Annotated in this window: 10 protein-coding genes; 5 read left to right on the top strand and 5 right to left on the bottom strand. The window is 64.1% G+C overall.

From position 1 onward, the window contains the following. Window positions 1–46 precede the first annotated feature (46 nt). From WD006_RS10710 to WD006_RS10725, 4 genes are read right to left on the bottom strand one after another with little or no spacing between them, the layout of a single operon-like run. The gene (locus WD006_RS10710) at window positions 47–1,207 is read right to left on the bottom strand and encodes a S49 family peptidase (protein ID WP_029307397.1); all 1,161 of its coding nucleotides are present in this window, start codon (window positions 1,205–1,207) and stop codon (window positions 47–49) included. A 41-nt stretch (window positions 1,208–1,248) separates the two neighbouring features. Further along, window positions 1,249–1,632: a Rieske (2Fe-2S) protein gene (locus WD006_RS10715; protein ID WP_011517031.1), complete on the bottom strand. Its 384-nt coding sequence runs from the start codon at window positions 1,630–1,632 to the stop codon at window positions 1,249–1,251. After that, window positions 1,625–2,284, bottom strand: coding sequence for an HAD-IA family hydrolase (locus WD006_RS10720; RefSeq protein ID WP_011517032.1), 660 nt, complete (start codon window positions 2,282–2,284; stop codon window positions 1,625–1,627). The genes WD006_RS10715 and WD006_RS10720 overlap by 8 nt, the downstream gene beginning before the upstream one ends. A gap of 57 nt (window positions 2,285–2,341) precedes the next feature. Continuing rightward, a complete protein-coding gene (locus WD006_RS10725) occupies window positions 2,342–3,352 on the bottom strand; it encodes an RluA family pseudouridine synthase (RefSeq protein WP_029307396.1) in 1,011 nt (336 codons plus the stop codon). A gap of 981 nt (window positions 3,353–4,333) precedes the next feature. On the opposite strand from WD006_RS10725, the gene WD006_RS10730 reads away from it, so the two are divergent. The 5 genes from WD006_RS10730 (at window position 4,334) to WD006_RS10750 (ending at window position 11,274) form a co-directional block, all read left to right on the top strand. Further along, entirely contained in the window at window positions 4,334–7,414 is a 3,081-nt protein-coding gene (locus WD006_RS10730) for an Rne/Rng family ribonuclease (protein WP_060784183.1), read from the top strand. Between the two features lie 245 nt (window positions 7,415–7,659). Then, window positions 7,660–8,784, top strand: a complete 1,125-nt coding sequence (moaA, locus tag WD006_RS10735) for a GTP 3',8-cyclase MoaA (protein WP_029307394.1) — start codon at window positions 7,660–7,662, stop codon at window positions 8,782–8,784. Between the two features lie 37 nt (window positions 8,785–8,821). Next, entirely contained in the window at window positions 8,822–9,433 is a 612-nt protein-coding gene (gene mobA, locus WD006_RS10740; RefSeq protein WP_008648393.1) for a molybdenum cofactor guanylyltransferase MobA, read from the top strand. Window positions 9,434–9,527: 94 nt separating this feature from the next. After that, on the top strand, window positions 9,528–10,814 hold the full coding sequence (gene glp / locus WD006_RS10745; RefSeq protein WP_029307393.1) for a molybdopterin molybdotransferase MoeA: 1,287 nt from the start codon (window positions 9,528–9,530) through the stop codon (window positions 10,812–10,814). 178 nt (window positions 10,815–10,992) lie between these two features. Then, the gene (locus tag WD006_RS10750; RefSeq protein WP_008648396.1) at window positions 10,993–11,274 is read left to right on the top strand and encodes a hypothetical protein; all 282 of its coding nucleotides are present in this window, start codon (window positions 10,993–10,995) and stop codon (window positions 11,272–11,274) included. 153 nt (window positions 11,275–11,427) lie between these two features. On the opposite strand, the gene WD006_RS10755 is transcribed toward WD006_RS10750, so the two are convergent. Continuing rightward, window positions 11,428–12,774, bottom strand: a complete 1,347-nt coding sequence (locus WD006_RS10755) for a DNA recombination protein RmuC (protein ID WP_029307392.1) — start codon at window positions 12,772–12,774, stop codon at window positions 11,428–11,430. Window positions 12,775–12,785 lie beyond the last annotated feature (11 nt).

The following is a 12,785-nucleotide window of genomic DNA, read 5'->3' on the forward strand; positions in this document are numbered from 1 at the left end:
AAAGCCCCCGGAAATCGGGGGTTTTTGCATGGGCGCATCGCACCGATTACCGCACCGAAGGCACGGTTGCACTCATCATCATCAACTTCATCGCCGCCGATCCAGCGGCCGCGCCGAAGCGCTTGGCCATGCGTTCGGCGATGTTCTCCTTGACCGTGTAGTCGACGATGTCCTCGGCCTTGAACAGGTCCCGGGCCACGTAGTCCGCGCTACCCAGGCCATCGGCCAGCCCAAGCTCCACAGCGCGCTCACCCGACCAGAAGAGCCCCGAGAACAGTTCGGGATCGTTCTTGAGCCGATCGCCACGACCTTCCTTCACCACGTCGATGAACTGCTGGTGGATCTCCTTGAGCATGGACTCCGCGTAGCCCTTCTGGCGTGGCACTTCCGGCGAGAACGGATCGAGCATGCCCTTATTGGCGCCGGACGTGTACAGGCGGCGCTGGACGCCGACCTTGTCCATCAGGCCCGTAAAGCCAAAGCCATCCATCAGCACGCCGATCGACCCAACAATACTGGCCTTGTCGACATAGATCTTGTCGGCTGCGGCGGCCACGTAATAGCCGCCAGATGCGCAGATTTCCTCGACCACCACGTAGAACGGCTTGTCCGGATACAGCTTGCGCAGGCGGTGAATCTCGTCGTTGATGATGCCGGCCTGTACCGGCGAGCCGCCTGGCGAGTTGATCTTCAGGATCACGCCAGCTGCCGATGTGTCCTCGAAGGCCGCCTGAAGCGCGGCGTTGATAGAGTCCGCGCTGGCCGTGGTGCCGGCGGCAATTTCGCCGTCGAGCGTGACCATGGCGGTATGGCGACCGCTCGTCGAACTCAGCACATCCCCCTTGAAGTCGATCACCGCGTAGAGAATCAGTGCAACGATGGCGAGGGTAAGAAAGCGGAAGAAGATCTTCCAGCGTCGCGCCGAGCGCTGCTCGCGCAGGGAGGCCATCAGCACCTTCTCGAGCACGTCGCGCTCCCAGCCGCCACTACTACCACTGCCACCGCCGCTGCTGCCACCAACGGGACCGCCCTTGCCTGCCAGGCGGGCGCGCCGCTCGTCGGCTTCGCGCTTGGCCGCGTCGTCGCCAGCCTGCAGTTCCCGCTCCAGCGGGAATTCGGCGTGCTTTGCCGTCTCCAGCTTGCTGTCCTCGCCTGCGCGATCTTGCGGTTGACCCGGTTCGTTCGGCGGATTTTGCTGTTCTGTCATGCGAATGGACTCGATAAAGTCAGATGACGTCCCGCTCAGCCTTACTCGGCGTCGAGCGGGAAAAATGGGGGTTCAGGCAACCAGAAGACCGCGCCCTCGCGCTCCTCGATCCGGAGCTTGGCGAGCGCGGCCCCCTTGCACGGGCCACCCACGCACAAGCCGGTGTCCGGCGCGTAGGTCGCGCCATGTGTAGCGCACATCAAGTATAAGCCCGCACTATCGAAAAACTGGCCTTCCTGCCAGTCCAGTTCCATCGGCACATGGGCGCACTGATTCAGATAGCCGTGCGCGGCGCCGTCGTATCGCACGACGAACGCGCCGATCTCCCGCGTGTTGAGACGCACGGCAAAGCGCACACCTGCGCCACCGTCGACCAGTTCCTCTGCCGCGCAAAGGCGCCGCGGTTCCAGCGATGCTTCAGGCATGAGCGAGCAGCCAGGCCTGCAGGTCGGAAATCGACGTTGCGCAATGCACAGGCGACATCTCACGCAGCGATTCCGCCGGATGCGCGCCGTAGGTGACGCCAAGCCCCTGCGCGCCAGCGTTGATGGCCATCTGCAGGTCGTGGGTCGTGTCGCCGATCATCACGGTCCTACCGATATCCTGGCCAAGTTCGCGCGTCAGTTCGTGGAGCATGGCCGGATGCGGCTTCGAGAACGTCTCGTCGGCGCAGCGCGTAGCATCGAACAGCTTGCCGATGCCAGTTGCCGCCAGGGCACGTTCGAGTCCGACTCGGGTCTTGCCGGTGGCCACGCCCAGGAAGTAATGCTCGGCGTGAAGCGCCTCGAGCATGTCGAGCACGCCCGGAAACAGCACCAGCTCGGCGTCACGCGTCAGGAAGTGATAGCGGTAGCGTTCCGCCAGACGCGGATAGTCGGCGGGATCGAGCGTCGGCACCGCATACGAGAGCGCGTCTTTCAGGCCGAGTCCGATCACATGGCTGGCCGCGCTGTCATCCGGCACGGGCAGTCCCAGGTCACGGCTGGCGAGCTGTATGCATTTGGCGATGGTCGGGGTGGAATCCATCAGGGTTCCATCCCAGTCGAAGACGATCAGGTCGAAGCGCTGCCTGGCCATTGCGGTCCTTGTTGGATACTGAAAGTGTGTGAGCGCTAACAGCGACGTGCGTACGGATCAGTCCGCGTCGCGCGCTGGTCGCCCTTGCCGCAATTGTTGCAGAAATTCAACACACTCGGCGGGCAATGGCGCGGACACCGTCATCGGCGCGCCGGTGGCCGGATGCGTCAGCGTGAGCCGGTGCGCATGCAGGAACATGCGTTTCAGCCCCGGCTTGGCGCCGCTGCGAGAAAGCGCCTTATTGAGCGCAAAATCGCCATATTTATCATCGCCAACGATCGGGAAGCCAATCGATTGCAGATGCACGCGAATCTGGTGCGTCCGCCCGGTCTTCAGTTCGGCCTCCAGCAACGTGTAGCCATCGAAGGCCTCCATGCGATTGAAGACCGTATGTGACGCCAACCCGTCCGCCTGCACACGCACGCGGCGTTCGCCGTCCGGCGTGCTGTATTTATATAGAGGTAGCTTCACATGTTGGCGCGTGTTCGGAAACTCGCCCGCCACGCAGGCGAAATACCGCTTGTCCATGCCGTTGCCACGAATCTGCTCGTGCAGGTGCACCAGCGCGGAACGCTTCTTCGCCAGCACCAAAATTCCGGACGTTTCCCGATCGAGCCGGTGGACCAGCTCGAGGAACTTCGCCTCCGGCCTGGCGCGGCGTAGCTGTTCGATCACACCGAAGGCCACCCCAGACCCGCCATGCACGGCCACGCCGGCCGGCTTGTCGATCACGAGCAGCGCGGCATCCTCAAAAAGCACAGGAAACTCGCCGGCGGGCACGAAACCACCGGTCGGGGCAGCCTTCTCCGCCACGCGCATCGGCGGGATACGCACCACATCCCCGTTCTGCAGCCGATAAGTGGCGTCGACCCGACCTTTGTTGACGCGCACTTCGCCCGAGCGCAGCACGCGATAAATGTGGCTTTTGGGCACGCCCTTGGCCACCTTCAACAGGAAGTTGTCGATGCGCTGCCCTTCCGAACTTTCGTCGACGGTCACGTACGCCACTTGGAGCCCGCTGGGGCGCGATTGCGGCTCCGTTGCAATTTGATGGCGTAACTCATTCATTTTCAATATAATTTCCCGGCCGTTACCGGCCAAAGACCGGAAACGCACGACCTGTGTAAGCGAGGTTTGGCGCGAGCCCTGAAAACCTGCCCGGATTTGCCAGCCATTTTTCGCAGCGCATCGGGCAGGAACATGCGGGACACCCAACAGATTGAATTGGGTAGTCCCACCAGTATCCGCGCAAGATTTCGCATTTTACACTTCGGGTTGCCATCGACCCGGCCCGTCCCCCGCTTATTGCGTACCCCGCAAGCGCCGGACAGGCGAATGGTGGCAATCAGCAGCACGCACGCGCCGCGCCGGCACGCAGGAAGTTGCCCAGAGGTAACTTCGGCATCGAACCGGTCGACACGTGGAAACTGAGTGTTCAGGTAGAAAAGAATTCAATGTGGATGCCCGCCATCGGGCATCCACATCGGTGAGAGAAGACCGCCCGCACCGGGAATCGGTGCCGGCCCGGCAGGCCAGCCTGCCAACCGACCTGCAAATCGGCCGCGATCCGGCGTGGTTCATAACACCCGGATCGTCTGGCGCCCTGACGTAGAACGCCAAGAAGCAGTGGCGCGCCCGCCAGCACACAGGTCGGATTGGTATCGGCATGCGCACGCCGCGTCCGGATAACTTGCTCTTTGACGCGTCTTGGCCACCCCGGCCCGGCTGCGAGGGGAAACGAAAGCCTGTGCCGCCGGCACGGCGTACACGTCCCCCCGCCCCCGGCCAGCCGGTATCCGCCAGAGGTCGCTGTATCAGGAGCAATATTGCATTGCTCTCCCGACCCAACTGACTGCCCGTCCACAGGGACGGCCAATTCGCCGACAGCTTCTCCTTTCACCCGCGCCCAGCCGGCCGCGTTTTTGCGCGCGCTGGCGTCTTTGGCAATTCTCCCACCCTCGCTCACTTTCCTCGCGTGCTCCCTGGACCGTTGCGGGCATGGCCGATTCATGACATTTGGCACCCGCAGCACTGGAGTGAGGTATTGCGATGAAACGCATGCTGTTTAACGCGACGCAACAGGAAGAACTGCGCGTCGCCATCGTCGATGGTCAGAAACTGATCGACATCGACATCGAAACTGCCGGGCGCGAACAGCGCAAAGGCAACATCTACAAGGGTGTCATCACCCGGATCGAACCCTCGCTGGAAGCGTGCTTCGTCAACTACGGCGAAGAGCGCCATGGCTTCCTGCCGTTCAAGGAAGTGGCGCGCGCCTTCTTCAAGGACGGCGTGGACGTGCGCAACGCGCGCATCCAGGACGCCCTGCACGAAGGCCAGGAACTGATCGTCCAGGTTGAGAAGGAAGAGCGCGGCAACAAGGGCGCAGCCCTGACCACGTTCATCTCGCTAGCCGGCCGCTACCTGGTGCTGATGCCGAACAACCCGCGCGGTGGTGGCGTTTCGCGCCGCATCGAGGGCGAAGACCGCCAGGAACTGCGCGAGACGATGGCGCAACTCCAGGTGCCGGAAGGCATGAGCATCATCGCGCGCACCGCCGGTATCGGCCGTGCCGCCGAAGAACTGCAGTGGGACCTGAACTACCTGTTGCAGCTGTGGAAGGCCATCGACGGCGCCGCCGGCGACAACAAGGCCCCGCTGCTGATCTATCTGGAATCCAGCCTCGTGATCCGCGCGATCCGCGACTACTTCCAGCCCGATATCGGCGAAATCCTGATCGATACCGACGAGATTTATGAGCAGGCCCGCGCCTTCATGAGCGTGGTCATGCCAGACAACATGAGTCGCGTGAAGAAGTACCGCGACGACGTGCCGCTCTTCTCGCGCTTCCAGATCGAGCACCAGATCGAATCGGCCTACTCCCGCATGGTGATGCTGCCGTCGGGTGGTGCCATCGTGATCGACCACACCGAAGCCCTCGTTTCCGTCGACGTGAACTCGGCCCGCGCCACCAAGGGTGCGGACATCGAGGAAACCGCGCTGCGCACCAACCTGGAAGCGGCCGACGAAATCGCCCGCCAGCTGCGCCTGCGCGACCTTGGCGGCCTGATCGTGATCGACTTCATCGACATGGAGTCCGGCAAGGCCCAGAAGGACGTGGAAACGCGCTTGAAGGATGCGCTGCGCCACGACCGCGCCCGCGTGCAGATGGGCAAGATCAGCCGTTTCGGCCTGATGGAGTTGTCGCGCCAGCGCCTGCGTCCGTCCCTGTCCGAAGGCTCGCATATCACCTGCCCGCGCTGCAACGGCACGGGCCACATCCGCGATACCGAATCGTCCGCCCTGCAGGTGCTGCGCATCATCCAGGAAGAGGCGATGAAGGAAAACACGGCCGCCATCCACTGCCAGGTGCCGGTGGAAGTGGCCGCTTTCCTGCTGAACGAAAAGCGTCAGGAAATCAACCTGATCGAGTTGCGCTTCAAGGTCAACGTGCTGCTGATCCCGAACAAGCACCTCGAAACGCCGCATTACAAGCTCGAGCGCCTGCGCCACGACGATCCGCGCCTGGAAGAATCGACCGCCAGCTACCGCATGGCCGAGGCTGCCGCCAAGGAACTCGAGGCCGACACGAGCTACAGCAGCCGCAAGAAGGAAGAAACGCGTCCGCGTCAGGAAGCGGCCGTCAAGGGCATCACGCCCGACGCGCCGGCTCCGGTTTCGGTGCCGCGCCCTGAGCGCGTGCGCCCGGAGGCGCCTGCGGCGCGCCCCGCACCGGCAACCCAGCCGGTGGCCAGCGGCGGTTTCATTGCCTGGCTCAAGGGCCTGTTCGGCGCCAAGCCGGCCACGCCGCCCGAGGCACCGGCAAAGCCGGCAGCCGAAACCCCGTCGCGCGGTGGTGAAGGCCGCCGCGAGCGCGGTCAACGCGGCGAAGGCCGTGGTGAAGGCCGTGAGGGACGCGAAGGTCGTGAAGGTCGCGAGGGCCGTGGCCAGCGCGGCGAGCGTGGCGAACAGCGCGGTGACCGTCAGGGTCGTGGCCAGCGTGGTGAACGCAGCGAGCAGCAACGCGGCGAACAACGTGAGCAGCGTGAGCCGCGTGAGCAACGTGGCGAACGCCCTGCACGCGCGCCTCGCGAAGGCCAGGCCACCCCGGCAATCGCCCAGCCGGAACGTGCCGAGGCACGCCAGGAAGGCCGCCGCGAGCGCAGCCAGGAACGCCGCGAGCGTCAGCGCGAGCGTCAACGCGAGCGCAATGAGGCCCGCGAGACCGATGAGGCACTGAGCACCGAAGCGCCGCAGTTGGCCGTCGGCGCCGCCCAGGTAGCGCCAGTCGCCGCAGCCGCCGCAATGGTCGCCGTGACCACGGAAGCAGGCACCACAGAACTGCCGGCTGGCGTGGAAGGTGCCGAGACCGGTGAAGGCGAAGAACGCCGTCGCCGCAATCGTCGCGGCCGCAACCGCTATCGCCGCGACCGTGATGACACTGCGCAAAATGCCGAAGGTATTGACGGCGACGAAGCCAATCTGGCCGAAGTCAGCGCAGGCGTGACGGAATCGGAATCTGAGTCGACTGGCTTCCAGCCCGCTGTTGCCGAGGCCGATGAAAGCGTCAAGGCTGTCGAAACGGCCGTGGCGGTGACGCCGGCGGAAGTGGCCCCAGCAGCACCGGTCGCACCGGTCGCTCCGGTAGCCCCGGTGGCATCCGAGCCCGTCTTCGCAGCCGTGGCCGAGCCGCAAGCGGCGCCGGTAGTGACGCCCGCTCCGGTCGAGACTGCGCCGGTGGTAGCCGCTCCCGTGGCAGCTGCTCCGGTGATTTCGGAACCTGTCATCGCCACGCCGGACGTCGCGCCGGCCCCGGTTGCAGCCCCGGTTGCAGCCCCGGTTGCAGCCGTGGTGGAAACCGTGGCAGTCGTATCGGCCGCAACGCAGGTGACCGCCGCGCCAAGCGCCGAGAACCTGGAGCCGATGCTGGCTGCGGCTGGCCTGGAGTGGGTCCGTACGGACGGCGACAAGCACCGCGCCGCACAGGAAGCCGCTTCGCAGATCGTGCCGGCACCGCGCGTGCCGCGTGAGCGCAAGCCGCTACCGCCGCTGCCGGAAGGCCCGATGGTTCTGGTCGAGACCGGTGGCGTACAGCAAGCCGCTGCACAGCAACAGCAGCAACAGCAGTAATTGCCTCGCGCGCTGACCGCGCGCCGGCAAGGGGAAAGGGGACGGCCAGAAGCCGTCCCCTTTTTTTGTTTGCGGATTGATTGACTTGCTGCAATGCCGCAAGCTGTATTGCAGCTGCCTCGGGCAAACTGTGACCCTATGGCAATAATGTCATCCACGATGCCCGATGCCGCTCGGCTAGAATGGCTGACAGAAAGGCCTCCCTGGCGCCCGCGCGCCGAAGAGCCTCCGTCCTCACCCTGGCCATGACCGATACCGTCATCCCCATTCTCGACCTGCGCGACCATCGATACCGTTCGATGGTGCCGAGCATTCCTTCGCACCTGGTTGCGCCGAACGGACTCGTTGCCGATACGCGCGGCCGGCCGCTGCATGACCTGCGTATCTCGGTCACTGACCGCTGCAACTTCCGCTGCGTGTACTGCATGCCGAAGGAAGTGTTCGACAAGGACTACACGTTCCTGCCCCACTCCGAGTTGCTGAGCTTCGAAGAGATCGAGCGCACCGCGCGCATTTTCGTCTCGCAGGGTGTGGAGAAGATTCGTCTGACCGGCGGCGAGCCGCTACTGCGCAAGAACATCGAGCGACTCGTGGAAATGCTCGCGCGCATCGAAACCGTATCGGGCAAGCCGCTGGACCTGACGTTGACTACCAACGCATCGCTGCTCGCACGCAAGGCGCAGTCATTGCGCGACGCCGGACTGTCCCGCATCAGCGTGAGCCTTGATGCCATTGACGACGCGATCTTCCGCAAGATGAACGACGTCGACTATGCCGTGCGCGACGTGCTCCACGGCATCGAAGTGGCGCAAACCGTCGGGCTGGCGCCGATCAAGGTCAACATGGTGGTCAAGCGTGGCACCAACGACGGCGAAATTGTGCCGTTGGCGCGCCACTTCCGCAGAAGCGGCATCATCATGCGCTTCATCGAGTTCATGGACGTGGGCGCCAGCAACCACTGGCAGATGGGCGAAGTTCTGCCATCGGCCGAAGTCGTGCGCCGGATCGACGAAGTGTTTCCGCTGGAAGCCGTGGCCGCCAATTACTCGGGCGAGACCGCAGAGCGTTGGCGCTACCGGGATGGCGGCGGCGAGATCGGCGTGATTTCGAGCGTCACGCAGGCCTTCTGCGGAGACTGCAGCCGCATCCGGCTGTCGACCGAAGGTCGGCTCTATCTGTGCCTGTTCGCCACCGAGGGCTACGACCTGCGCGCCCTGCTGCGCGGTGGGCACAGCGACCTGGAGATCGCCAACGCAATCGCCCAGGTCTGGCAAGGCCGCACCGACAACTATTCCGAACAGCGCAGCGATCCGGCAATTCGCGCGGCACGCGCCGAGCGCAAGATCGAGATGTCCTATATCGGCGGGTGATGCCCTTCCGGGCGCCGCGCCCCAATCCTCAAGATCCATGATTTCACGCGACGACATAACCGGCCTGATCCTGGCCGGCGGCCGAGGCAGCCGCATGGGCGGCACGGACAAGGGCCTGCAACCGCTTCGCGGCGTGCCGATGGCCATGCACACGCTGATGCGCCTTTCCGCGCAGACCGGCGCGATGCTGATCAACGCCAATCGCAACCTTGCCGCCTATGAATCGTTCGGCGTGCCGGTCGTCACCGACTCCGTGCCCGACTTCGCAGGTCCCCTGGCCGGCATGCTGGCAGGGCTCGAGCAATGCCAGACCGGCTGGATGGTGACGGCGCCTTGCGATTCGCCATTCCTGCCCACGGATCTGGTGCAACGGCTGGCCCAGGCCATCGAGACCGAGGACGCCGAACTGGCGATTCCGGTCACGATCGACGCCGACGGCCGGCGCCAGACCCAGCCCGTGTTCTGCCTGATGCCGGCATCGGCCATCGACAGCCTGGTCGCCTATCTGAACGGTGGCGGCCGCAAGATCGAGACCTGGGCGGCCAGCCATCGGCTGGTGGAAGTGCCGTTCGACGATGCCGCGGCCTTCGCCAATATCAACACGCTCGACGAACTGCACATGCACGAAAGCGAAAAGCGCGCGGGTTAGACTTCCAGCCTACGCTCAAGACCTCGCCTTCCGAGTACACGCGCGCCGTCCACTGTTTCTGTTCAGACTGACACGCGCGCCACCAGACTACGCCATGCCTTCGCTCCAATCCGTCATCTCCTGCCTGTCAGACTACGACCCCTCCGCCCTGCCCGTGGCGAAGGCCAACGCCATCATTGGCGATGTGATCGAGCCTGTTGGCGGCATCGAACAACTGGCGATCCGCACCGCACTCGATCGCGTGCTAGCCGAGGATGTGATCTCGTCGATCGACGTGCCGGCGCATGACAACTCCGCGATGGACGGCTACGCGTTCAGCAGCGCGGCGCTGGCCGACGCCGGGAGCGACGTGGTGCTTCAGGTCATCGGTACGGCCTACGCCGGCAATGCGCTTGGTAGCCCGGCAGGCCCGGGGCAAGCCGTGCGGATCATGACCGGCGCGGTCATGCCCGACGGTTGCGATACGGTGGTGCCTCAGGAATTTGTTGAGATCCAGGCCGGTGGCAACCAGATCCGTTTCGCGGCTGATGCCGTGCGCGCCGGCGACAACCGCCGGCTGCGTGGCGAGGATCTGGCCAGCGGGCAGGCCGCGCTTGCTGCGGGCCGCATCCTTCAGCCAGCGGATATCGGCCTGCTGGCCTCGCTTGGTGTGGCCGAAGTCAAAGTGCGCCGTCGCCTGCGCGTGGCCTTCTTCTCCACCGGCGACGAGCTCCGCTCGATCGGCGAGGTACTGGACCCGGGCTGCGTTTACGACTCGAACCGCTACACGCTGCACGGTATGCTGCGCCGTCTCAATGTCGACCTGATCGACATGGGCGTGGTCCGGGACGACCCGGAAGCACTGGAATCCGCGTTCCGCAGCGCTTGCGAGAATGCCGACGCGATCATCACGTCAGGTGGCGTTTCCGTCGGAGAAGCGGACTACACCAAACAGATCATGGCGCAACTGGGCGACGTCACCTTCTGGAAGATCGCAATGCGCCCCGGCCGCCCGATGGCATTTGGACGCATCACGTCGAATGGCCGCGAAGCACTGTTGTTCGGCCTGCCAGGCAATCCGGTGGCCGTGATGGTCACGTTCTACCATTTCGTGCGGGCAGCGTTGCATCGATTGATGGGTGCCAAGGTCGCCCCACTCCCGCTGATGCGCGTGCGCAGCGCCGGAACCATTCGCAAGAAACCGGGCCGTACCGAATACCAGCGAGGCATTCTCGCCCCCGGTGGCGATGGCGCGCTGGAAGTCCGCGTCACAGGCCAGCAGGGCTCAGGGGTGTTGCGGTCCATGAGCGAAGCCAACTGCTTTATCGTGCTCGCGCATGAACAAGGCACCGTGGAAGCGGGGGAAAGCGTCGAAATCATGCTTTTCGACGGATTGATCTAAGCGCAGCGGTACGGCAACGTCCTGCGAGGGTGTCGTTTTTGTGCCGCATTCGGCGGCAAAAGCCGCGCCCCGCCATACGAATTGCCCACCCACAAGAGGGGCAGACTAGGCGTCGCAAGCCCCAATCGCTACACTTGCAGCACGAAAATCCGAATCCCCGAATATTGTGTCTGTCGTCATGAACCAGGAGATCGCGTACCTCCACCCTGTCAAAACCGCTCGTGCGCTGGTGCTGGTCTACCTGTGCTTTTCCGTACCGATCGTCGCCATGGGCCTGTTCGTCGCCTTCATTCGCTACGGCGACCTGCCCGGCATCACCGTCTTCACGGCCCTGATCCTCAACGCGTTGATCGGATTCGGACTGCTCTGGCTCGGTTGCAAGGCATACAACTGGGTGGCTGCCCGCTTCGGCGGCATCGAAGTTCACGTGCGCGAATTGACGCCCGAAGATCGTCAGTAAGCCGTTTCGACTGTCACTCAGGCGCTGCGCCGGTTCCGCGCAGCGCCACAAGCTGGACGTGCCGTAGGCAAATGTTGTAACTTTCGCCGCCTTCCTCCGGCGGCTGATCTACAGCCTTGTGGACGCTCCGAGAACGCTTCCGAATCTGAGAGACTAAAGGCCTTCCGCCTGCCCCTGCTCCGCAGCATCTGTATCCACTGAGGGCTTCTCGGCCGTTCCCAGTAGCTGTTCCGCCAAATCTCCAGGTAACGCCTCGACGGTACGCAGCTTGCGTTCCATTTGCCGGGTACGGACTTCGGCCTGTTCGATGTTCCGAGCCGCACGTACCAGCGTGTCACGCGTCTTGGCGAGGACTTCGCCGAATTTGCCGAACTCGGTTTTCACGGCGCCGAGCACCTCCCAGACTTCGCTCGATCGTTTCTCCAATGCGAGCGTGCGGAAACCCATCTGCAAACTGTTGAGCAACGCGGTCAGCGTCGTTGGGCCAGCCACAGTCACTCGATAGTCTCGCTGCAGCAGGTCAGTTAGTCCTGGGCGCCGCAGCACCTCGGCATATAACCCTTCGGTAGGCAGGAACAGAATCGCAAAGTCCGTCGTTGCGGGAGGCGACAGATACTTCTCCGAGATCGTCTGGGCTTCGCGCCGCACTGCGACCTCGAGCTCACGGCTCGCACTGTTCACCCCGTCCACATCACCCCGGTCCTGGGCGTCGATCAGGCGCTCGTATTGCTCCTTCGGGAACTTGGCGTCGATCGGCAGCCAGACCGCCCCGCTCTCCAACTCTCGCCCAGGCAGACGGATGGCAAACTCGACGCGTGCGCCAGAACTGCGGACCGTTTCGACATTCTTGGCGTACTGGTCAGGCGTGAGTATTTGCTCAAGCAGCATTTCGAGCTGAACCTCGCCCCATGTGCCGCGCGACTTCACATTGGTCAGCACGCGCTTGAGGTCGCCTACGCCCTGCGCCAGCACCTGCATCTCGCCGAGTCCACGATGGACTTGCTCCAGACGATCGGACACCAGCTTGAACGATTCACCGAGCCGCTGCTCCAGCGTGGCGTGGAGCTTCTCGTCCACGGTGCGACGCATTTCCTCAAGCTTGGCTGCATTGTTGGCCTCGATGTCGCGCAGCTTCTGTTCGAGCGTCGCGCGCACCTCCACCAGCCGCCGCTCATTGGCTTCCGACAACTGCGCAAGCTGCTGTTGCTGTACCGTCGCGATGCTCGTCAGATGCGTCGACAGCGTCTGCTGGAATCGCAGCATCTGCTGTCCGGCTTCACCGCGATTGGCGCGCGCGCTTTCGGCGATTTCCGTGCGCACTTCGCGTTCGAGCCGCTCCAGGCCACGCGCGGTATCCTCGCGCACGTCGTCACGCAACTCGCCGAGCAGCGGTTGCAGGTCCGCGCCAGCGGATCTGCGCTGCGTGCGCCATACCAGCACCAGTAGCAGCAGTACCGCCACCACGGCGGTCGCGAGGGTCAGGATGGAAACCAGTGACATGTCTCGGGCAG

The organism is Cupriavidus sp. Met-2 (assembly GCF_049843575.1).
In the GTDB taxonomy this organism is placed as follows: Bacteria; Pseudomonadota; Gammaproteobacteria; order Burkholderiales; family Burkholderiaceae; genus Cupriavidus; species Cupriavidus metallidurans.